This window comes from Pedobacter suwonensis, assembly GCF_007833675.1.
Lineage (GTDB): Bacteria > Bacteroidota > Bacteroidia > Sphingobacteriales > Sphingobacteriaceae > Pedobacter > Pedobacter suwonensis.
Genome location: NZ_CP031708.1, coordinates 5,536,736 through 5,561,021, shown reverse-complemented (window position 1 = coordinate 5,561,021; position 24,286 = coordinate 5,536,736). Strand labels below are relative to the sequence as shown.

The following is a 24,286-nucleotide window of genomic DNA, read 5'->3' as shown; positions in this document are numbered from 1 at the left end:
AAATATACAATTACAATCATTAGTGTTTCAAGAAATAATGAGTAAGAAGATTTTCTATTCTTAAATTTACATTTTTTTGATGTTGACCTAACCTGCTACCGATCAAAATCTCAATAAGCCGACGCTTTCAAAACTTAAAAGTTACTGGGTTTTCTTTAATCCAGTGTAAACTACCGTAGTATAATTCCCCCGTATAGGTTATATCGTATCAAATATGATAAAGATCTGTGAATCGATTGGAATTTAGTGTTTAACGGTTATATTTGAGAAAGTGTCATCTCAGATTTATGATAGATTTAGCTTCGCCATTTTTAAAGGCATTATTAAAACATGCTACAAACCCTGTAGTCATTTTTAAAATTAAGCCGGTATTAGTAGTGGTAGAACATAATGACGCTTACCAGGCTTTAATAACGTGTGTTGGCGGGAAGTCAGAATCCTATAATATCGATATTATCCCTGACCTTCTATCTGATGATGAAAGAACGACGCTGATTAAAACAGTTCAAAACGTAAGTGAGCTCAAAACCAGGCAAAGCCTGACGGTTCATCCTATCTATTCAAACTCCCCGCATGTAAAATGGGAGCTCGAATTCTCGCCGGTATTACAAAGCAACCGCCCTGTTGAATACCTCATTTGCTCATTAAAGGAAATCCCGGTGAACGAGAACGACCTGGAGCACATTTTACTTGAGCTTTCGGAAAGCGAAATGCGTTTTAGAGGTTTTTTTGAGCAAGCGCCCTTAGGCATGTGTGTTTTGAGGGGCCCCGAACTCATTACCGAGTATGCGAATGATAATATATTAAAACTCTGGGGCAAGAGTAGAAAAGAGGTTATCGGAATATCTTTGGAAGATGCAAGACCCGAATTTCAGACACAACAGGCGCTGGTAAAACGTGTAAAAGACATTTTCAAAAACAAGCAAACGCTAACAATCAATGAACTGAAACTCTCTACTCCGGTTTCGGATGGGTATTTTATTGCGCTTTATGAACCCTTAAAGAATGATAAAAACGAAGTAACCAGCATCCTGTTGATTATTAAAGATATTACCGAACAGGTAAATTTTAAAAAAGAACTTCTTAAAGCGAAAGACATTTTAAAAATAGCCATGGATGCCTCCGAAATGGGATCATGGAATATCGACCTATCAAACAAGCAGGTGCTATTATCTGAAAGGGCGCAACAGATCTATGAAATTGAGCATAACAGGTTAGATATCGAGGAGGCTAAATCCATGATCTGCCAGGAAGATATGGGGCATCTAACTCGGGGTATCATACGCGCACTACACAACCGCGATGCCTTTAATATTGAATATCAGATTAACCTTAAAGGCGTTAATGAAAAGCGCAAATGGATACGAACTGCGGGAAAGGCTTATTACAATGAAGATGGAACGGCTATTTATATCGCGGGCGCAATTCTGGATATTACAGAACACAAACAGGATGAAATAAGAAAAAATGACTTTATCAGTATGGTTAGTCATGAGCTTAAAACACCTTTAACTTCTTTAAGCGCGTACGTACAGCTTTTACAATATAAATCTAAACAAACAGATAATGTTTTCTCTGCTCAAATACTTGATAAGATAAATATTCAAATGAAAAAAATGTCGATAATGATTGATGGTTTTCTGAATGTTTCCTTACTAGAATCCGGTAAAATATTATTGAACAAAACAAATTTTAACCTTACTGCGCTGGTTAAGACCATTGCTGAAGAAACCAGGATGGTTTCGCCTAGCCATTTTATCCAGGTACTTGGCCCGGAAGAATTGATTGTACATGCCGATATGGAAAAAATCGGAAGTGTTGTGAACAACCTGATTGGCAACGCGCTAAAATATTCCAGAAAAGAATCGCTGATTGCAATAAAATGTGAAATACAAAACGATTATGCAGTTGTAAGTGTAGAAGATGAGGGTATAGGCATTAGAGAAAATGATCTACCGCGGCTTTTTGATCGTTTTTATCGCGTAGAAAGTCCTGATACCAAAACCATTGCAGGCTTTGGGGTAGGCTTATATATTTGTGCTGAAGTAATTGAAAGGCACAATGGAAAAATATGGGTAGAAAGTAAAGTAGGAAAAGGCTCTATATTTTATTTCAGTTTACCTTTTTCAACTGAGCAATGAGCTCACACCTTTCTGAAGATATGATTGAATATGTTAATCTCTATTTCTTTAGTTGATCACTCCAAAACATGCTCTTGCCATTCAATATCAAAAACATTTTCAAAGGTATTATAAGTACTTAACAGCTATTGTTGAACCAACTAGTAAATTCTGGCACTTATAAGCACAAAAGAACATCAAAAAGGGAAGAAAAACCTTGAAACCAAAAAAGGGCTGAAAATTTAATTTCAACCCTCTGTAATTTCGATTAGTTATGCACTATTTTTGAGATTGCTCAGGCGCTTTCCCGATCAGATCCATAAACTGGTCCAGTTTAGGCGTGATGATAATCTGTGTACGTCTGTTTTTTGCTTTTCCACCAGCGGTTGCATTATCTGCAATTGGGTTAAACTCTCCACGTCCGCCCGCAGTTAAACGCTTGGGGTCTACCGCATATTTGTTCTGTAATACCTGCACTACAGATGAAGCACGTAAAGCACTCAAATCCCAGTTGTTTCGTATATTAGGCTGAGAAATAGGCACATTATCTGTATTACCTTCTATCAGTACATCATAAGTGTCGTAATCTTTAATGATCTTGGCAATTTTACTCAATGTTTCGCCGGCTTTATCTGATACTTCATAGCTACCAGATTTATATAACATATTGTCAGCCAAAGATATATACACCACACCTTTAAGCACCTGTACATCAACATCTCCCAATTCTTCACGACTCAGCGAACGCGTCAGGTTATTGGTTAATACCATATTAAGGGAATCGCTTTTATTTTTGGCGTTTACCAGTTGTTTGATGTATTTGTTCGAACTATTAATTTCATCAACCAGTTTTGAAATATTTACATTCCCTTGGCTGCTGGAATTTAAACATTTGTTCAATGCCTCCTGTAATGCCGCTACGTTAGCCTTTTCTGATGCAATCTGCTCTTCTAAACTTCTAACCCTGCTCGTACTTCCGCTAAGTTCGCGCTGACTATCCTGGTATTTATTGCTAAGTTCCTGATTTCTTTCTCTTAACTTCGAATAGGTATCCTGAAGCTCGGCATATTTTTTATTGCTCACACAACCTGCAGCAAGTGCCAGGGTAAAGAGCATTATGGGAATTGATTTGTATAATTTCATAATATTACTTTATTTATTATTACTGCATCAGCAAATTTCTTGCCGTAATGTTTTAAGTGATCATGAACTGACGTTAAATGATGTTAATTTTTACCGAATCAAAGCTTGCCAATGCCTTATATGTTCTTAATCCTATACTTCCAGACTGATATTGGCTGTCTGATGCCGAAAGTACAGGCCTGGCAGATCCATCTACAAAAACATCGAATTTAGAACCCTTTGCCATTATCTTTAAGATATACACTTTATTCGTCTCAACAGGGTATTTTTTTGAACCTATTACCGTCCATTTTTGCCCGTCGGCTTTTCCGAACACTATGGTTCCATTAACCTGATCTAAACCTACGTAATAGCCCTGGTAAGCATCCGGACCAATGGCAGGTTTAGCCACCCTGAACATTAACCCGGCGTCGCCTTTGGTATCGATCTTAACCTCAGCCTGGTAAATAAAATTCCTGAAGTCTGTATCATTGGCTACGTATTTAGACCCGTTTATACCAAAACCACCAGAACCAGGATTGGAAGAAACGTTCATTTTACCATCTTTCCAAAACCAGCCACCGCCATAAAAAACCCAATTGCTGGCCATCCCCTGATCAAAATTCTCAACTAAGGCTCTATTTATCATTTTAGGTTGACCGATTACGGGAAAACAACTTAAACGGATATTTTCAGACCCGTAAGGCACCAATACAATTTCCTCAGGCTTTTCTACAGACGCAATCGGACTATAGGGCACATCAAAAGCAGCAACCTTATTGTACTCTAAGCCCCATGAGGGAATCTTTTTAGCCAAAACCTTTATTTTAAGCGGTGCATAGGCTGCTATAAAAGGATTTTCCGGCATTTTTGACCTGAACAAACTCGCCTGATTCAGACCATTTTTATCAATCATTAAGCCATAATTCCATGCCGATTTTGGATGGATTTCATAATCGGTAAAGCCTGCAACAGCGTGCGTTTTTGTCACCCTGTTTTCGGCCTTAATTTCCAAGGCATAAACAATCGGGCCACGCTCCACACTTACAGAATTATTGACCTGTTTGCTGGTAATGATTTCCATTGGAAAGTTAAGTTCCAATTGATCTTTATTTTCCCATTTCCGTTTTATGGTAAACATTTCTCCGGCCTTTACTCCCCCTAAGATAACACCGTTCAACTTAACTCTTGGCTTAACACTCCAGGCCGGAATTCTCAAAATCAAGGGAAAAAACTCAGGATCGACAAGCCCTACTTTTAGTCTGATCTGCTCTTCAAATGGATAATTGGTTTCTTCTGTAATTTTTATCTTTTTGTTTCCGGCAACCATCGTTTCTATTTCCATAGGGCCATAAGTACTGAATGCCAAACCTTTCTCCGGTGTGGCCACAACACTATTTTTCACATAATATGGCCATCCCATGTGCATATTATAGCGACAGCAACCAAAGCCCGAGTATGGGCTGGAAACAATTCCGGAGGCATAATCCTGGTTAAAGCCGTGCTCACCATATATACTCTGTACCTGGTTGGGTAAGGTGTAATAAGAATGGTTTTTAAAATCACGGCTAAACTGAGCAGGTAAAGCATTAAAAGCAACTTTTTCCAGCTGATCGCCAACTTTCACCTCATGAACAACCCTGGCAGCTGTTTCTAAACTCTGCATCCATTCTACTACCGTACAGGTTTCTACCCCTTCTATGCTGCTGTTACCGGCAAGAAATTCTGTTCCAGAACCTAAACCTTCTGGCTGGCCATGGTCGTGCATAATGTGGCTGATGCCCTTCGTAAATGCCTGAAGGTTACCAGGCGAATCTTGAAGCTGGGCGTAAACCACGGGAAATTTTAAAGCCTGCGCCACATTAACCATATGTTTTGGCTGAAAATCGTCACCAAAAAAGTAAAATCCGTTGTTGGTGTAAATATCAATCCACGGATAGGCCTGTTGTTTTAACTTTTCTACAAGCTTTAACAAATAATTTTCGCCGGTTATATTGTAAAGCCAAATGGCAATTTCCATGTTATCACCCGCTCTTGCTTTAGCCCACTCATTTAAAGGATTGGCATCAAGGTGATCCAGTTCATATCGAAAGTACTTTGAAAGGAAAGGAATAACCCTTTTATCATTGGTGGCCTCATAATAACTTTGCAATGCATACATCATTGGCATACGTGGCCACCAGTCTTTCATTTTAGGAGGACCAAATAATCCATTAGCCTGCTGGTTGTTCAATGTCCAATCGATATACTTTTGCGCTTTCGCTTTTAGCATGGGATCATCTAAAGTATAGGCCAGCGCAACCAGGCCTTTAACGTAATAAGGTACGCGCTCCCAGCTGCTACCCTCCCCGCCTAACCAATCGGTATTTTTGCCCAGATTGTCTTTTTCCGGATACAGCTCTTCGGCCATGCCTGTTGCCCCATCTCTTTGTTGCTCCAGCTGCTTTAACAACCAACCCTTCGCCTTGATACTGCCTAAGGGCAATTGCACATAAACCTGCTGTTTTAATGGTGCTTTATTAAATTCAGTTAAGCTTTGTGCCCTTGTGTATTTAGTTAATAAACCGGCCAGCAGTACACATAACGGGAATATTATTTTAGTCATAAAAGGTATATTGGTTAGAAATTTATAAGGTAAAACTAACAAAACTGCATAACTAATAAAACGATTTAGTATAAAAGATCAGGAACCGCATATCGCAGGTAATCCGATAAATTAACCCCGACAACTTATACGAGATAAATTGTTGGGGTTATTTAAAAACGCTTTTTTAATCTATTTTTTGCCAAAGGTAATCCCAGGCCAGGTATCTGTTCTAAATGGCGATGCGGGTAAACCATCATTACTCACCAGGTTACATACGGGATTGTTTCCCCATGCATAACGAACGGCAACGGGATTTGCGACCTGATCGTTACTGACGATAATCTGGTTCCCTTTAATACTTGCTTTGGCCCAGTAAAATTTCTGATCTGCGCCAGCAATTGCAAAACCAATTGGCGCTGCTCCATCTGCTGTTTTTAATCCATTTTGGCTATTGCCAAACGATAATATGATCTGTTTTCCTTCAATTTTATTTGACTGGTAAATAGGGCCAGAATAATTTATTTTTTGTCCATATGTTTTAGCAAGGGCAATTAAAGCCAGCCTCCTGCCTACCTCCTGTTTATTTTTAGGGTGGATATCTTTTGCATCGCCGATATCAATAATCGTGGCCATGCCTGTATTTGGCAAAGACAGTGTTTTTTGCTGTGCCTCCCTTAATTCGGCCCATGCAGAAGCTGTTGGCTTTTGATCAATCTGCATATAATTGGCCAGCTGTACGAAATAGAAAGGAAAATCGCCCTGTCCCCATTTCTGTCTCCAATCTTTAATCATCGTTGGAAATAACGTGCGGTATTGGTAAGCTCTATCGGCGTTTGATTCGCCCTGATACCAGATCGCTCCTTTGATGGAAAATTGCAGGTAAGGATGGATCATGGCGTTATACAAAACAGTTGGTCGGTTAGGGCCATTCTCTTCATATGGCTTTGGCTCAATATTTTTAAAGTTCAAACCTATTTTATATTTCCATTCGCCGGCCAACGAAATCTTCTCCGTTCCATTTGTTAAATTTAAATCCTTGGCATTACCATATAATCCGCCACCGCCGCCACTATCAAAAACCCTCACTGTAATGATGTTTTCACCAGCTTTGAGCAAATCATCAGGTATAACATAAGTTCTTTCAACGTTATATCCTGCAGTTTCGCCAATTTTCACACCGTTAATAAAGGTAACATCGTTGTCATCAACAGTGCCCAAATTAAGTTTTGCTCCTTTTGTTTTCCAGTTTTCGGGGATGGTAACCTTTTTCGTAAACCATACTACTCCATCGAAATCCTTAAGTGCGGCATCTTCCCATAAGGTTGGCAACGTCATGTTTTTCCAGCTATCACTCGCTGGCAATGCCCATTTCATCGTTCCATTTTGATTACCTGAATCTTTATCAGTAGTGATTTTCACCCATTTCAACAATTTATCTTCGTAAGAAATTGACGATGTGTTTTTAGCCATTTTCTGTATCTGATCAACTGCTGCAGAAAAATCTGACATCTTTTTTAGCGATTCAGCACTCGTCCAGGCCTCTGCCACTGTTCCTCCCCATGAAGTATGGATCAGGCCGATGGGAATTTTAGTTTTTTGATACACTTCGCGGGCGAAAAAGTATGCGGTAGAAGAAAATCCGGCAATATATTTGGGGCTACACTCCTGCCAGCCGCCGAAAGCCACTTTAGCATCGTTAAGCGGAAAATTACTGGTAACATGTTCTGCCTGCAGTAAACGGATGTTGGGATAGTTTGCTGCTGCAATTTCTTTTTCGCTATTGAGGATTTTGCCCCAACCTGCCAGCGGCATTTCCATGTTCGATTGCCCGGAGCAGATCCACACGTCGCCAATTAATACATTATTGAGTACCAATAACTCGCCGTCTGATATGGTGATGGTATACGGACCACCATAACCTGGTGTTGCTACTTTAAGTTTCCAATTTCCATTGGAATCGGCAATAGCGCCATAATTAATTTTGTTCCATGAAACCATTACTTTAACGGCTTTACCTGCATCTGCTTTGCCCCAAATTGCGGCATTTGTTTTCTGCTGTAAAACCATATTATCACTAAAAACCGAAGGCAATGATATTTTTGCTTGTGTAAATGGTGATATGAAAAGTAGTGATGAAATTAGAATTAGGATGCTTAGCTTGCGGGTGCTCATATTTTGAACTGTTTTTTGGTCATTAGAAAGCTAATGTACGTTTTATCTAAGTTAACATCAATATTTTTAGTCACTCTTCACCAAAAAGTTATCATAAAATTGGGTAATTTTGGTAAAATTTAGTTTGGGTAAGCGCATCATTTTACCTATTTTGCAAGACTAAAAGAACAATGTAGCTTTTAATAGTAAAGCCTTAAGTGTTCCCTAAAATAAGAGATTAATGGTTAAGATTTTCATAGGTGGCCTTCCTGACAATATCCAAGAAATGGATTTGGCAATTTGGGTTAGCCTTCATGGTAGGGTTGAAACAATTAAAGTAGTTCGTGACAGGACTACGGGAAAATGTAAAGGCTATGCATTTCTGGAAATTTACAGTCTTCCTGACGCCAAAAATATCGTATCTACCTTAAATGGAGAAACTTTTAAAGGTAATGTAATTACAGTTAAAATATCTGAGGATGAAAGTGGTGCTAAAACACCAAGGCCAAAAACAAATCCACACCCAAACCCCAATTTTAAGAGTAAAAGACCCAGGTTACAACGTTAATGATCTCGTTGTCTATTTTATATCTGTTCCAATAAAACTTCAAAAGCTTTTTAAACAGAAAGCGAAAAATATAACGATCAAATCATTAGCTTCAACCGGGCGGACTTAGAGGAAAGATCCTGATCAATTTAGCAGGAGATTTACCAGAACAAGATGTACTGATCAGTGGATAAACCTTGACAATCTTAAGGCATTGCGCACATTAAAATTGTCAAGGTCAATAACTAATTGCTACCAGTATACGCTATACAGCGCAACCAATAGCCCTATAATGATTAAAGCACCAACCGCAAAACCTCGGCTTGTTTTAAACATTTTAGCATCGATGGCCAATCCTTTAGCTTCGGCCTTAGCTTTATTGCTTACCAAACTAATGATCACCATACCGATGATACAGAATACAAATACAAAGCCCATCCGGTCTAAAAACGGAATTTCGTATACACCATCTGCGTTTTTGACAGAAAAACCCATTCCAGCTAACCAGGACAGATCGGTTACTATTGGTAAGAATTTAAGTAAAACTGATAAACCGAAACCGCCTATTGTAGCAAATAATGCGGCTGCTGATGTAGTCCTTTTCCAAAAGAAGCCTAAAATAAACATGGCAAAAATACCCGGAGATACAAACCCGGTATATTCCTGAATATATTCAAAACCACCTTTCTTATCTATTCCCAAATGAGGCGCAATCAATACACCGAGAATCATGGCTACGATGATAGAAATCTTGCCTGTTGTAACTAAATTTTTCTCAGAGGCATCTGTTTTTAATACTTTTTTGTAGATATCTAAAGTAAAAATGGTGGCAATACTATTTGCTTTTCCTGCCAGTGAGGCTACAACCGCAGCGGTTAGCGCAGCAAAAGAAAGTCCTTTTAATCCCGCAGGTAACAAGTTCAGCAATACCGGATAAGCACGATCAGGAACAACGGAACCACCTTGAATCATTTCAGATTGGAACACGCCGTCTTTATATAGCACATAGGCGGCTATACCAGGCAATACCACAATGATAGGCATAAGCAATTTTAAGAAAGCAGCAAAAAGAAGGCCGCCGCGGGCAGTTTCTAAATTGGCACCCAATGCACGCTGTGTGATGTACTGGTTGCAGCCCCAATAATTCAGGTTTACGATCCACATACCGCCAATCAATACACTCAACCCTGGCAAGTTGATGTAATTTTCGTTATCCGGCTTAAAAATCATGTGAAAATGCTCAGAAGCCTTAGTCGTCATTAAGCTATAACCTTCAAATACGCCGCTTGTACCATAATGTGTGGAAACCAGGTTCAATGCCAGATACGTTGTTGCCAAACCACCTAAAATCAGGAAAAACACCTGAATTACATCCGTGTAACCGATTACTTTCATCCCGCCGAGGGTAATGATGATAGCAAAAACGGCAATGGCATACATACAGAACCTCAGGTCGAAACCAGAAATACTGCTTACGGCCAGGGCGCCCAGATAGAGAATAGAGGTTAAGTTTACCACCACATACAGCAATAACCAGAAAACAGCCATAATCATAGCAACGGTACCATTATAACGTTGGTGCAAAAACTGCGGCATGGTGGCTATCTTATTTTTTAAATAAACCGGTATAAAAAATACAGCTACAACCACTAAGGTTAATGCACCCATCCATTCGTAGGTGGCAATGGCCAATCCCATTTTAAAACCTGAGCCACTCATCCCGATAAACTGCTCTGCAGAAATGTTCGATGCAATTAAGGAAGCGCCAATTGCCCACCAGGTTAAAGAACCTTCAGCAAGAAAATAATCTTTAGAACCGGTAGATTCTGACTTTTTCTTGTTGTAAATATAAAGCCCGTAAGCAGCCACAATAACGAAGTAAATTGCAAAGACAATGTAATCCTTCGTATCTAATAAATTGTTTTTCATTGATTTATTGGGTTAATATCCCAGTTGGGTTATTTAGTTTTTAATTGAATAAACTGGTTCCATTATCGGTTTGAACGATATAAGCATCCAGCTTGAGGCCGAATTGCAATAAATATTTAGAAGACAGTTCTTCGATCAAATCTGCTATTTTCTCTTCTTTAACGATATTAATGGTACAACCACCAAAGCCACCGCCCATCATTCTGGCACCTAACACTTCATCCAGCGGTTTAACCTCCTCCACTAAAAAATCCAATTCCTTGCAGCTTACTTCATAATCTTTGCTTAAACCTTCGTGAGTTTCGAACATCAGATGCCCCAAACCGTGCAGGTTGCCATTTACAAGTTGCTCAGCCGCGGTAAGTAAACGCCCGATTTCTTTAACTACAAAACTGCATTTTTTAAACACTTCCTCATCTTTTGGCTTAACATGTGCTTCCAGCATTTCAAGAGTTACGTCCCGCAACGTATTTACGTTAGGGTAATGCTCTTTTATCCAGGCTACACCTTGCTCGCATTGTGCCCTTCTTTTGTTGTAGGCTGAATCGGCAAGCGCATGTTTTACATTGGTATTTAAAAGTAAAAGTTTATAACCATCTAACTTCAGCGGAATGTAGCTGTGTTGCATTGACCGGCAATCGAGCATGATGGCCTGATCTTTTTGGCCAAATACAGAGGCAAATTGATCCATAATACCACAGTTAACACCAGCAAAAGTCTGTTCGGCTTTTTGTGCAACCAAAGCGATATCCAGTTTTGGAACCTCAAGCGAAAAAAGCTGATCGAGCGCAAAACCTGTTGCACACTCCACAGCTGCTGATGACGATAAGCCTGCACCCAACGGAACATCACCATCAATATAAAAATTAAAACCTCCTAACGCATACCCTCTTTCTTTTAGCTGATCGGCTACACCTAAAATATAGTTTGCCCAGCTATTTTCTGATTTCTGTAAATTCTTTATGGATGATATATCAAACTGCTGGTAACTCTCTGAAAATAAATGAATTTCGTCATCCTCTCGTTTCGATATGGCAACATAGATAGCCTTATCAATAGCAGCAGGCATTACAAAACCACCATTATAATCGGTATGTTCGCCAATAATGTTAATCCTTCCCGGCGAGCGAACCAAAATGGGTTCGGCATTGAAAAGTCTTTTAAATGTACTTCTTAAATCTTGTGCATTCATTTATTAAAATTTTAATCTTCAGCCTTGCTGGTTTTATAGTGTATAGTAGACATTTCTTTAAGCCGGTTTGCTGCAAACTCGGGCGTAATATCGCGCTGAGGGTTGGCAAGCATCTCATAACCTACCATAAATTTTTTAACCGATGCTGAGCGCAACAAAGGTGGATAAAAATGCATATGCCAATGCCATTCCGGATAATCTCCAAGATTTACAGGCGCCTGGTGCATACCTGCCGAGTAAGGGAAAGAAGTTTCGAAAAGGTTATCGTATTTCGTTGTAAGGATTTTGATGGCCTCGGCTAACGATTTCTTTTCTGCAGCAGAGAAAAGCTTAATGCTTCCTACATGCCTTTTGCTGATGATCATGGTTTCATAAGGCCATACTGCCCAGAAAGGCACCAATACTGCAAAATGATCGTTCTCAAATATGATGCGTTCGTTTTTCTTTTGCTCCAGTTTTAAATAATCAGCAAGTAAACTTCTTCTATGGATGGCATAATAAGTTTTCTGACGATCGGTTTCCTTGGCAATTTCCATTGGCACATCACCCAGCGACCAGATCTGACCATGGGGATGTGGATTACTACAGCCCATTATTTCACCCTTATTCTCAAAAATCTGAATGTATTTAATCCACTCGTTGCCAGCCAGGCTGTTAAACTCCTGCTGCCAAACATTAACTACAGCGGTTATGGCTTCTACACTCATTTCGGGAAGAGTTAGATTATGCTTAGGGCTAAAGCTGATTACCCTGCACAGCCCGCGTTGGTTGTTGGCTACCAACAAATCGTCTTCGTTCATCTCTCCGGCTGGTGTATCTTCCAGCAGAGCGGCAAAATCATTGTTAAAAACAAAGCTATCTGTATAGGATGGGTTGCTATCTCCGTCTGCCCTTCCGTTTCCAGGGCATAGATAACATTTTGGATCATATTCCGGGCGGTTATCTGGGGTAATGTCTTCAACTTTACCTTGCCATGGCCTCTTAGTGCGATGCGGTGATACCAGAACCCACTCACCGGTTAATATGTTGAGCCGGGTATGCGGATTATTGTCAAGTTCGAATGTTTGGTTCATTTTATATTTTCAACTGGTTAGAAAAAAGAAGGCCACATGGCCTTCTAATCCAAGGCGCCAAATTATAAAATTATTATTAATTGTCAAAACGACAATTAATAATAATTTTTATTTTCGTAAAAATTTGAACATATTAAGCCCTTTAAACCTTAATAAAAAATGATTGAATATTCCAGGCAGCCGCATTATCTTGTAGCTGTTGATTGCATCGTGTTTGGATTTGATGGCGAACACCTTAAGATTTTGTTGGTAAAACGTGGTCTAGAACCCGAGATCAACAAGTGGAGTTTGATGGGTGGTTTCGTGGGGCCTAGTGAAAGCCCGGACGATGCAGCAAACCGGGTACTTAAAAAAATGACAGGTTTAGAAGGTGTTTACCTGGAGCAGATGCAGATTTACGGGGAACCTCATCGTGACCCGATTGAAAGAACACTTTCTGTCGGCTATTTTGCCCTTATTGACATCCACAAATATGAGGCGCAATTAAACGACGATTATGAGGCCGAATGGTTTTTGATCAACGATAGGCCCAAACTTATTTTCGACCATGACAAAATGGTTGCTGATGCCCGTAAAAAATTAAGGTACAAAGCGGCCCTACACCCTATACTGTTCGAAATGCTGCCTAAAAAATTTACCATTCCACAGCTACACATCCTTTTTGAAGAAGTAAATGATACTAAAATAGATACGAGGAATTTCAGCCGGAAAATTACTTCTACGGGATTATTGATCAAGCTGGCAGAGAAAGATAGAACGGGTTCCAAAAAAGGCGCATTCTATTTCAAATTAGATAAGAAAAAATATGCCGCCAATGCACAGGCCTTCTTAAGCCTGGTACCAAACTTAAAGGTGTAGCTTATTTTTGCATTTTGTAACACCTATTATCAGGGCGATAAAACAAAAACCAACCCTTATTCCTTTGCTTAGGTAAATTATACCTTAAATATGGCAAAGCACAGAAAACGACCTTTCCAGCCAATAGAAAACTATGGCGTTATCGGCAACCTTAAAACTATAGCGCTGGTTTCGCTAAATGGCTCAATAGATTTTTTGTGCGCACCAAAATTCGATTCTCCCACCGTTTTTGCCTCAATGCTCGATTCGGAAAAAGGAGGTTATTTCTCGGTTGAACCACAGCTTGAAAATTTTACCAGCAAACAACTTTATTTACCGGGAACAGCAGTGCTGCTTACCCGTTTTTTCGCTGAGCAAGGCATCGCAGAGCTTAGCGATTACATGCCGGTATCGAAGGAAACTGATTTTCCCAGCGCTATTGTACGGCAGATCAAATCCATCAGGGGCAATATAACGTTTAAGGTTTTCTGTGTACCGGCTTTTGGCTACATGAAGAGTGAGCATACGGTTCGGCATGAAAATGATGAACTGGTATTTTTTTCAGAAACTGAAAAACTAACCTTAAAACTAAAAGCGGATGTGCCGTTACACATCAAAAAAGGTACTGGCTATGCTGAATTTACCTTAAAGGAATCGGAAACGGCGCACATCATTATGGAAATTATTCAGGATGATAAAATTGCCGCTGATTTAGCCCATTATAAAGCACATGGTTATCGCAAAACCGTAGATTACTGGCGTGAATGGATCAGTCAAACCACCTATCAAGGCCGTTATGATGAAATTATAAAAAGATCGGCAATTACACTAAAGTTGCTTACATCGGCAGAATTTGGTTCGGTAGTGGCCGCGCCTACTTTTGGACTGCCTGAAACGATTGGTGGAAACCGTAACTGGGATTACCGTTTTACCTGGATCAGGGATGCCGCTTTTACCATGTATGCATTTTTAAGGCTGGGCTTTTTTGATGAGGCTACCGCGTTTATAGACTGGATATTTAACCTTTGTCAGAAGATAGACCTGCAACTGGTATATCAGATTGATGGCAATACGAAAATAAAAGAAATAGAAGCCGATCAGTTTGAAGGTTACCGCTCGTCGAAGCCCGTACGCATTGGCAATGAAGCAGCCAGTCAGTTACAGATTGATATTTATGGAGAACTGATTGATACGGTTTACATTTACAATAAATCACATAAACCAATTACCTACGAATTCTGGAAATTGATCGAAAAACAGGTTCAGTGTGTAATCAAGCAATGGAAAAAACCTGATCACGGCATCTGGGAAATCAGAAATGAAAAAAAGGAGTTCCTTCACACACGTTTAATGTGCTGGGTAGCAATGGATCGGGCAATTAAAATTGCCGAAAACCGATCGTTTCCTTACCCGGAGCAGGAATGGCACGGTATCCGCAGCGAAATTTATAAAGATATTTATCATAATTTCTGGAATGAAAAGTTAGGGGCATGGGTTCAGTATAAAGGTGCTACCCACGTAGATGCCAGTGCCTTATTGATGCCGTTAACACATTTCATTTCACCGTTGGAACCACGCTGGCTTTCGACCATGAAAGCAATTGATAAAGAATTACTGCTGGATGTATTGGTTTACCGATATAAAAATGGCATGACTAAAATAGACGGACTACAGGGCGAAGAAGGGACTTTTAACATGTGTTCTTTCTGGTTTATTGAAGCATTGGCCAAAAGTGGAGAACTGGAACGTGCGGTTGAAAATTTTGAAAAGATGATCGGTTATTCCAACCATCTTTTCCTCTTTAGCGAAGAATTGGGGCAAAAAGGCGAACACCTGGGTAATTTTCCACAGGCCTTTACACACCTGGCTTTAATCAGCGCAGCTGTAGAGCTTAATAAACAACTGAGCCGCAAAACGGGTTAGCCTATTGCTCTTCGTAATGATAGGTCAATCCACCATCGACATAATAAGTTGAGCCGGTTACGTAAGCGGCATCATCAGAAGCAAGGAAAGCAACCACGGCTGCCACCTCTTCTGGTTTACCCATTCGTTTTAATGGAATATTTTGAAGCACTTTTTCCAGTTGTTCTTTATTGTCTAATAAATCCCGGTTAATTGGTGTTGCAACCGCGCCGGGCGCCACGTTATTGATCCTGATGTTAAACTGTGCTAATTCTGAAGCAAGATTTCTGGTGAGCATCATTAAACCACCTTTACTGGCACAATAGGCAGCAAAATTTGGAAATGCGATTTCTTCGTGTACAGAACTCATGTTGATTACCGTTCCTGGTAATTTGTTTTTTCTACAGTAGTTTACAAATGACTGGATGCCAAAAAAAACACCTTTTAAATTTGTATTCATGATCAGATCATAATCCTCTTCTGTAACCTTCCAAAAACAGGCATTTTTTTCTACGCCTGCGTTATTGACCAAAATATCTAAATGGCCAAATACCTCTACAGCATCGTTAATCAACTTGATGGCTGCATTTGCTTTACTTAAATCAGCTTCTAAAAAAGTTACCCTTCTGCCCAAATCCTTTATATCTGCAATAAGCTTCTCACCCCTTTCATCAAACTTATGTCCGTTCAATATAATATCACAGCCATCTTTGGCCAATCTTAATGCACATGCAGCGCCAATTCCCTGGCTGCTTCCGGTAATCAAAGCGATTTTGTTTTTAAAACGGTCCATAATAACAGGTTATAATAAATAAAGGAATTAGCGATAAATATGTTTGCGTAAAATGGAAGTAAATTAATATGATTAACAGATGAAATATAAGCTCTTTGGAAAAACATCGTTATAGCTATAATCATTTATTAGTATGTTTGGGCAACAAACACACAATAAACATAAATTAATCTTAAAACATGAACATTACCAAAAACCTTTTATTTACCACGCTTTTGGCGTTGTTTACGCTTACTATGTATTCTTGTAAAACAAAGAAACTGGCTGCAAAGCCTGTTCCGAAACCCGTTGAAAAAGCAGCGCCACCAGTGGAAGCAGAAAAACCAGCGCCTGCTCCCGAGAAAGAAGAAACTCCGGAACCGGTTGAAAAACCAAATTTTAACTTAGATAACATTCAATTCGAGTTTAACTCATTCGTACTTAAAACATCATCATTCCCTATTTTAGATAAAGCGGTTACAGAGATGAAAAAATCGCCGGATACGAAATTTATCCTCAATGGCTATTCATCTGCCGAAGGTACGCCCGAACATAACATGCAGCTTTCTGTAGATCGTGCAAATGCCGTAAAATCATACTTTATAAATGCTGGTTTAAATGGAAATAACTTTACTGTTGTTGGCCATGGCGAAAAAAATCCCATCAGCAGCAATAACAGCGAAGAAGGCAGGATACTGAACAGAAGAACTGAAATAAAGGTTCAGAAATAGTTATTAAACATCAAATAGAAAAGGGCCTTGGTTAAGTTTCCATGGCCCTTTTCTATTTACAGGCAGTCATTTTCATGAACTTTTTTCTGGTTACTGCTCGTAGAGTTAAGCATAGTGTCTCTATTGATTTCCTAACTTATAAGTTATATTAATTAGATAATCAAAGCGAGTCAGAGACTCTTTTCCATTCTTTAATCCGTAGTGCCCTTCGGAACACTACGGACAGGAAGGGATAGAATGGCGACTAAATAAGTCCATACCAAAGCATTAAGATGCCCAGTCAAGCTGAGCATGGCGACATCGTCAAATTCAATTCTTTTACTATTAAGACAGGCTCTTTTTTTTCCCATGCATTACCTTCATCTTTAATATATTGAAAAAAACACGATAGCACTCTAAATATACACAGGCAAATAATACAGCTGATTGCGTTCGGTTAATTGTTAAACAGGTTAAGCTTATTACAATTGGTTAGTCGTTTAAATTGATTAATTACCAGTGCAAAATTGAAAACTAAACAAAAACTCCCCAGATCAATTAAGACCTGGGGAGTGCTATATTACCGAAATACCTCAATAACCGGGGTTTTGAGTCAATACTGCATCTTTATTTAGCTGTATTTCTGTTAATGGGATAGGTAATAATAAGTTTTTTGTGGTTAAACCTGTGATTGGTTTAGATGCATCATTCGAATTTAACCGAAGCGCACGTTCTACTAAAGTTCCTGTCCTCATAAGCGTCATTCTTCTATTTTCTTCGCCAATCAACTCTCTAGCTCTTTCGTCAAGAATAAAATCTTTGGTCATTTGAGCAGCCGTAACCTGATCGGCACCAGCCCTGGTTCTCAATACATTAATGGATGTAGCGGCATCTGCTGTTTTACCTTGTGCCACCTGTGCTTCGGCCAATAACAAATATGTTTCTCCTAATCGCATTAGTATAAAGTCTTTGATCATGGCGTACCCAAATGTATCATTAGGATCAAAAGCTCCCCATTTGGTTGTGCTTGGACAAATATTAATCAATGTATCAGGGCCGGTAAAAGGGACCTGTTTGCCATAAATACTTGCATATTGAGCAGCAGGATTATTATAATAATATCTTCTGCGAATATTGTATTTTGAATTTCTGATGTCGTTACCTTTATACAAGCCATAAAGTACCCAGTTACTTAGACGCAACCTACCAATTGAACGCCCACCTAAAGAATCGGCCAAAACCATGCCTGCAATGTTATAATAAGCTGCACCCCATACCCGGCGCTGTTGCGGGTTATCTGTTATTCCACCAACTACACTGGTCGGATTCTCCTGCTCCAATACCCAAATAGCTTCGGTATTTCCCTGCGACCTTCTCTGGTTACCATATTGGAACATGTCTGAATAGTAATCACCAGCCTGACTGGTTTTAACACCATACCGCGCTTTTATCAAGCTAAATTTACCACTTGAAATAATGGCTTGTGCCTGTTGTTCGGCCAAATCTGGTTTTCCGATTCGAAGATAAACTTCAGCAAGAAGTTGCATGGCCATAAATTTGTTCGCTCTTCCGTACATTTTTCCCTTGGTATTGGTTTTCACCGCTTCAATATCAGGCAAATTGCTTGAAGCATAGATCAGATCGTTCACGATCTGGTTGTTTACATCGGTTAGCGGAGCACGAACAAAATCGGTTTTCGGACCTGATAACGCATGTAAAATTAAAGGAACTCCACCATAGCATGTTGCAAGGTTATTATAAGCATATGCTCTGAAAAATTTTGCTTCTGCACTAACTAAACTCTTACCTTTTGTACTTATACTGGTTACTCTTGGATTTTCGATCCCGTCAATGATGATGTTGGTAAGATTAACCATAATATAATTTCTGTTCCAGGTACGGGCAGAGCCTATATCAGTAGGTGTTAAAGTTGCATAATTATAATAGGGAATTTCAACACCTTGCTGGTTGTTAGTGGCATTTGCCACATCTGTACCCACCTGCCAAACGCTTGGCCAACCTTGCTGATCGGACCAGGAAAATATAGTACTGGTATGGTTGTACAAACCGATCAGTGATGCTTCAAACCCAAGGGAGTCAGTAAGCGTTAATGGTGTGTACGAAGAAAATGGTTTCTCATCCAGAAATGCTTTTTTACATGATGAAATTGTAAAAAACAATACGATTGATGATGCTATGATGATGCTGTATTTTTTCATGATAATTAAGATTAACGTAATGAAACATTTAAACCTAGTACAAACGTTTTGGTTAAAGGATAGTTGTTTGTCCAATCTCCTGAACCTCTAGTAGAATAGTTATTCTCAGGATCCCAGCCCACCCAATTGGTAAATGTATGCAGGTTACGACCGCTAGCATAAACGGTTAAACCGCCCAAATGAAGTTTATCCAACAGGTTTTGTGCAAAAACATAGCTTAGCGTAACATCCTTAATACGAGTATAACTGGCATCCGATGCATATCCATAGCCTAAGGTATTATTGTAAGAAAGTGCAGGTCTGGTCTGGCTTTGGTTTTCAGGGGTCCAGTAACCAATCTCCGCCGGTGTATTTCTTCTACCTGTCTCATCTCCATATGTTAAATCAGGGTTGTTTTTCGTCATGCCTTGAGCTGTTTGAACGAAAATACTCAGGTTAAAGTTTTTATAATGGAAAGTGTTAGTTAAACCACCTGTCCATTTTGGTGCTGTTTGTCCAAGAATTGTTCTATCATCTGCTGTAATTTTACCATCACCGTTTAGATCGGCAAATTTTAAACTACCTGGCTTAGCTGTTGGATCTTGTTTAGATACATCTTCACCCGTTTGCCAAACTCCTGTCATTCGGTAATCGTAAACCACACCAATCGGGCTACCAATAAACCACCTGTTTCCAAGATCTGATTTACCATCACCATACAAATCAACAATTTTATTTTTGTTAGTGGCAAAAACAACGCTGGTTTCCCAACGGAATCCTTCTCCTTTAAAATTTTGAGTATTTAAAGTAATTTCCAAACCTTTATTTGATGTTTTACCTATGTTTTCAAGTACGTTTGCATAGCCCGTTATTATAGGTAAACTCCTATTTAACAATAAACCACTGGTTTTATTCTGATAAGCTTCTACACTACCAGAAATCCGGTTGTTCAATATGCCAAAATCTAAACCTATATTTGCTGTTTTAGTCGTTTCCCACTGCAGCGAGGTATTACCCAGGTTAGCTGCAATAACTCCTATTGTACTGATTCCATTAAATGGCGACCGCGAAGAACTTTCAGTAGTAATGGTTCGGTAAACAGTAACCGCTTCGTTACCAGTTTTACCATAGGATAGTCTTAATTTCAGATTGTTAATTAGTTCAACATTTTTCATGAAATTTTCGTTTATAATATTCCAACCGATAGCTGCTGATGGGAAAACACCATATTTTGTTGTGCTTGCACCAAATACCGAGGAACCGTCTCTACGGGCAGTTAGGGTTAATAAATAACGGCTATCATACGAATAAAAAACACGTGCCATCTGAGAGTTAAGACCGTATCTGTCGCGATAAGAGGCGCTGGTTTGTGTTGCGCCTGCGCCGAGATTGTCTAAACCAAGTTCGTCATTAACAAAACCGGTAGCACCAGCGGTAGTCTCATTGTATTTACGTTCCTGAGCACTATACAACGCAGTAACGTCGAAATGATGTTTTTTAATGTCCTTCGTGTAAGTTAAAATATTCTCTAACGTATAGCTATTTGTTGATGAATTGAAACTTCTGGCAGTGCCAAGCATATCATTGGCTAAACGACCAGTATAGCTACCTTCGCGTTTCGGAAAATAAGTATAGCCTGCATTTAGCCTATATTTTAATCCGGTTAGTAACCCAGGAAATTTAATCTCGGCGTACCCATTACCATTGATATTAGTGGTTCTACTTATCTGAGTTGTGGTTAAGCCCAACAGCGGGTTTACATAGAGTTGCTCAGGATCCATTGGATAAATATTGTAGGTTCCGTTGGCATTATACTCTTTCCCATATGGACTCATGGCTGTTGCAAGCAAAAGATTAGCCCTTCCTCCGTCATAATTGTTACTGGATAAGAATAGCGATGTTCCGACAGTTAAAAAGCTGGTTACATTTACGTCTAGGTTTGAGCGTAAACCAATTCGCTTGAATTGATAACCTTTAACTACCCCTTTCTGGTCAAGGTAATCACCTGAAATAAAATATTTCACATCAGGGCTTCCCCCAGAAATGCTTACGTTATGATCCTGAATTTTTCCTGTTTGAGTAGCTTCAGCTACCCAATCGGTAGTTGTACCAGCATTATAAGCGGCTAGTTCACCATTGTTTGGCACCGGTTTGGTTTGTGTTTGCCCCGTTTGCTTCATGTAATCTGCGTATTTCTGTACATATTCAGCACCATTGCGCGGCTCCAGAATATTTGTAAGATTTTCGACGCCATAATATCCGCCGTAACGGATAACCGGCTTGCCAGAAGTACCTCTCTTTGTGGTGATTAAAATAACCCCGTTTGAACCGTTTGTACCATAGATAGCTGTAGCGCTGGCATCTTTTAACACCTCAACCGATGCAATATCATTCGGGTTAATGTCATTTAAAGATCCGCCTGTTTTACTTAAAGGCACTCCATCTACCACTACGTAAGGCCCAGCTGCAGCTGTAATAGAATTCTGTCCCCTGATTAAAGCACTAGGTTCTTTACCGGGAACAGATGATGTAGTGGTGATATTTACCCCAGCCACTGCACCTTCAATTGATTGAAGAACATTAGTTACGGGAAGTTGCGATAGCCTTGCTTTAGGTACAGAAACAATTGAACCGGTAACATCTGATCTTTTCTGAGTACCGTAACCAATTACTACAACATCATTTAAACTTTTACCTGCATCTTCTGCCAGGGTAACATTAAATTGTGTTTGATTATTAATCAAAATAGTTTGGGTAACATAACCGATAAAAGTAACCACTAAACTTTCTCCGTTATGAGCTGATATTTTGAAATTCCCATTGGCATCGCTGGCCACCACCTGAGCAGTTCCCTTAATACTAATGGAAGCACCTGGAATGGGGTTACCTTTATTATCTTTTACTTTTCCAGAAATTGAGATTTGCGTGTTTGTCTGTGCAACTAAATCGTTTGATTTACCCAAGAATAGGATTAAAGCAAACAAAAACATTACCGCACACTTAGTTGTGGCCAGTAGTTTTTTTTTCATTTTTTAAGATTATTTGGTTAATTAATAATTGAACCACGAAGGAATTCAAAAGGGTAGCTTATCGTAAATATTTCTGTCAAATATTTAATCAGACGACATGTATGAGTTATGCATGAAAAAGGATGAATTGATTACAACAAAGTAATCATAAAATTACGGCACAGCGCGGGGGTAATACGGTAATAAATAGGGGTTAAATCGTTATTTCTCGCTTTAATTTAACGCTTCAACCCCTATTTACAATTTTAAATGTTTAATCAACATTTAATTTTTTAAGCGTGTTTAAAATCGGCTGATCAATCGCCTTTAAAGTATTTTGATCTGGTTTAAGCAGTTCGAGAACAGAGATCTCATTTTTGCCTTTTTTCAACCATTCCTGTGGGACATAAAGTGTTTGTTGCGGACCAATTGCCCAGTACTTTCCTAAGTTGTGGCCGTTAACCCAAACCACTCCTTTGCCCCAATCGGTCATATCTAAATAAGTATCAGCTACCGTTGAAATCTGAAAAGATCCTTTTTGTAATGTTGGACCATATCCGTTTGCTTTTGATTGACGGCTTGCAGCTACCCGGTCGTTGCTAAAAGGAAAACCATACATAGCCCAGCCTTTAATATCAGTACCATCGAAAGTTACCTGCTCTGTAATTCCTTTTTTATTTTCAAGCAGATATTTCCCGAAATTTATACGACCCATATTCTCCACAAAAATATCAAGTTGTACCTCTCCCGCTGGAAGATCTAACGATAAGGTATTCTGATTTAGCCTGCGGTCTAAAATACCCACTCTTTTTTGATTAATAAAAACGAGTGCATAATCTCGCAACTGTTTAAGCTGCAACTCACCTTTTCTACCTCCTTTAATTGTAGTACGATACAACACATAACCATAATCCTGACTCAGATCTTCGAAAGTTAAAGGGGTATTATTTTTTACAGCTTTAGGCAGCGCGTTAAATAACGCTACTTTAGTCGCCAATTTAAAAGGTGCAATGGCCATGCTAGGTTTTGCAGTTGGAACCGGAGGTAAACTTTGTCCTGCGGGAAGGTGTTTTTCGATCACACTTCTAAACGCCTTAAATTTTTCAGTTACATTTCCCGCTTCATTTAAAGGTGCATCGTAATCATAACTGCTGATTTGTGGTTCATAAGGTGAGGTATCTTTATAATTAGCACCATTCATAAAATCCCGGGTGGTACCTCCGTGAAACATATACATATTGATCGAAATGCCTGCTGCTAGAACAGAATCTAACTTTTGGGTATATTGTTCAGCTGGAACGGTATGATGAGGAGTTCCCCACCAATCGAACCATGCAGGATACCATTCAGCAATAAAATACGGACCTTTGCCACCGTGATTTTCATTTACCAGCTGTCTGATTTTCGACGGATTATCAATTCCGTTCAGTGCAGGCAGTAATCCATCTAAATGTCCATCCTTTACATCTGCAGCAGGATCGCAGGTATAAAGTAAGCCATCAAAGCCTGCTTCTATAAACATTTTCCGGTTGATATCTAAATAGTTTTTATCGGCAGCATAAGAACCATATTCATTCTCTACCTGTACCATGATGATGTTACCGCCGTGGTTAATTTGCAATGGTGCCAATTGTTTACCTACTTCAATAATATACTTTTTATATTCATCAAGATATTGTTTTTCAGTACTTCTTACCACAAGACCTTTTTCAGTTTGCAACCAATATGGATAACCGCCAAACTCCCATTCTGCACATACGTAAGGACTTGGTCTTAAAATAACCCATAAACCTTCCTGTTGCGCAATTTTCACAAATTCTGCAATATTGTTATTGCCTGTAAAATCGAACTTGCCTTTTTGTGGTTCGTGCAGATTCCAGAAGACATAGGTTCCAATGGTATTTAAGCCCATGGCTTTGGCCATTTTCATACGTGCCCGCCATGCTTCTTTCGGCACACGAGGGTAGTGCATCTCACCAGATATAATCTGAAAAGGTTTTCCATCCAATAAAAACTCTTTTTCTCCCAGCTTAAACGTATGTTTAGCTTGCTGCGCAAAAGCCGATAAGGAGCAACATAGCGCCACCAGCCATAGTAATTTTGCTTTCATTTTTTTGTTAAAGTTTGTTTAGAGATGA

Annotated in this window: 15 protein-coding genes; 5 read left to right on the top strand and 10 right to left on the bottom strand. The window is 39.3% G+C overall.

What is annotated here, in order from left to right; all coding sequences use genetic code 11:
* Positions 1-287 precede the first annotated feature (287 nt).
* Positions 288-2,141 (top strand): PAS domain-containing sensor histidine kinase, encoded by a 1,854-nt coding sequence (locus DV942_RS22760; RefSeq protein ID WP_145861336.1) that lies wholly within the window; start codon positions 288-290, stop codon positions 2,139-2,141.
* A 258-nt stretch (positions 2,142-2,399) separates the two neighbouring features.
* Here the strand turns inward: DV942_RS22760 and DV942_RS22755 are convergent, their stop codons facing one another.
* From DV942_RS22755 to DV942_RS22745, 3 genes are all read right to left on the bottom strand, one after another.
* Positions 2,400-3,263, bottom strand: a complete 864-nt coding sequence (locus DV942_RS22755) for an OmpA family protein (RefSeq protein ID WP_090987655.1) — start codon at positions 3,261-3,263, stop codon at positions 2,400-2,402.
* 73 nt (positions 3,264-3,336) lie between these two features.
* Positions 3,337-5,847, bottom strand: coding sequence for a beta-L-arabinofuranosidase domain-containing protein (locus tag DV942_RS22750; protein ID WP_145861326.1), 2,511 nt, complete (start codon positions 5,845-5,847; stop codon positions 3,337-3,339).
* A gap of 171 nt (positions 5,848-6,018) precedes the next feature.
* Positions 6,019-8,001, bottom strand: a complete 1,983-nt coding sequence (locus DV942_RS22745; RefSeq protein WP_145861324.1) for a sialate O-acetylesterase — start codon at positions 7,999-8,001, stop codon at positions 6,019-6,021.
* A gap of 220 nt (positions 8,002-8,221) precedes the next feature.
* Between DV942_RS22745 and DV942_RS22740 the strand changes: the two genes are divergently transcribed.
* Positions 8,222-8,548 (top strand): RNA recognition motif domain-containing protein, encoded by a 327-nt coding sequence (locus DV942_RS22740; RefSeq protein ID WP_145861322.1) that lies wholly within the window; start codon positions 8,222-8,224, stop codon positions 8,546-8,548.
* 231 nt (positions 8,549-8,779) lie between these two features.
* Here the strand turns inward: DV942_RS22740 and DV942_RS22735 are convergent, their stop codons facing one another.
* The 3 genes from DV942_RS22735 to DV942_RS22725 are packed head-to-tail and all read right to left on the bottom strand — an operon-like array spanning position 8,780 to position 12,721.
* Entirely contained in the window at positions 8,780-10,456 is a 1,677-nt protein-coding gene (locus tag DV942_RS22735) for a sodium/sugar symporter (RefSeq protein ID WP_090987648.1), read from the bottom strand.
* 40 nt (positions 10,457-10,496) lie between these two features.
* Entirely contained in the window at positions 10,497-11,648 is a 1,152-nt protein-coding gene (locus DV942_RS22730) for a galactokinase (RefSeq protein WP_145861320.1), read from the bottom strand.
* A gap of 11 nt (positions 11,649-11,659) precedes the next feature.
* Positions 11,660-12,721, bottom strand: coding sequence for a UDP-glucose--hexose-1-phosphate uridylyltransferase (locus DV942_RS22725; protein ID WP_090987645.1), 1,062 nt, complete (start codon positions 12,719-12,721; stop codon positions 11,660-11,662).
* 159 nt (positions 12,722-12,880) lie between these two features.
* Between DV942_RS22725 and DV942_RS22720 the strand changes: the two genes are divergently transcribed.
* Both DV942_RS22720 and DV942_RS22715 read left to right on the top strand, forming a co-directional pair.
* Positions 12,881-13,579, top strand: coding sequence for an NUDIX hydrolase (locus DV942_RS22720; RefSeq protein ID WP_090987643.1), 699 nt, complete (start codon positions 12,881-12,883; stop codon positions 13,577-13,579).
* 90 nt (positions 13,580-13,669) lie between these two features.
* Complete coding sequence (locus DV942_RS22715; protein ID WP_145861318.1) at positions 13,670-15,481, top strand: glycoside hydrolase family 15 protein; 1,812 nt, start codon at positions 13,670-13,672, stop codon at positions 15,479-15,481.
* Position 15,482: 1 nt separating this feature from the next.
* Here the strand turns inward: DV942_RS22715 and DV942_RS22710 are convergent, their stop codons facing one another.
* Positions 15,483-16,253, bottom strand: coding sequence for an SDR family NAD(P)-dependent oxidoreductase (locus DV942_RS22710; RefSeq protein ID WP_145861315.1), 771 nt, complete (start codon positions 16,251-16,253; stop codon positions 15,483-15,485).
* 179 nt (positions 16,254-16,432) lie between these two features.
* Here DV942_RS22710 and DV942_RS22705 point away from each other — a divergent pair, with 179 nt between their 5' ends.
* The gene (locus tag DV942_RS22705) at positions 16,433-16,963 is read left to right on the top strand and encodes an OmpA family protein (RefSeq protein WP_090987637.1); all 531 of its coding nucleotides are present in this window, start codon (positions 16,433-16,435) and stop codon (positions 16,961-16,963) included.
* A 572-nt stretch (positions 16,964-17,535) separates the two neighbouring features.
* Here DV942_RS22705 and DV942_RS22700 read toward each other — a convergent pair.
* The 3 genes from DV942_RS22700 to DV942_RS22690 all read right to left on the bottom strand — a co-directional run bounded on the left by DV942_RS22700 (position 17,536) and on the right by DV942_RS22690 (position 24,258).
* Positions 17,536-19,161 (bottom strand): RagB/SusD family nutrient uptake outer membrane protein, encoded by a 1,626-nt coding sequence (locus tag DV942_RS22700; RefSeq protein WP_145861313.1) that lies wholly within the window; start codon positions 19,159-19,161, stop codon positions 17,536-17,538.
* 11 nt (positions 19,162-19,172) lie between these two features.
* Positions 19,173-22,169 carry a SusC/RagA family TonB-linked outer membrane protein gene (locus DV942_RS22695; protein WP_145861311.1) on the bottom strand — a complete coding sequence of 999 codons (2,997 nt, stop codon included), beginning with the start codon at positions 22,167-22,169 and terminating at the stop codon, positions 19,173-19,175.
* A 253-nt stretch (positions 22,170-22,422) separates the two neighbouring features.
* Positions 22,423-24,258, bottom strand: a complete 1,836-nt coding sequence (locus tag DV942_RS22690; RefSeq protein ID WP_145861309.1) for a glycoside hydrolase family 35 protein — start codon at positions 24,256-24,258, stop codon at positions 22,423-22,425.
* Positions 24,259-24,286 lie beyond the last annotated feature (28 nt).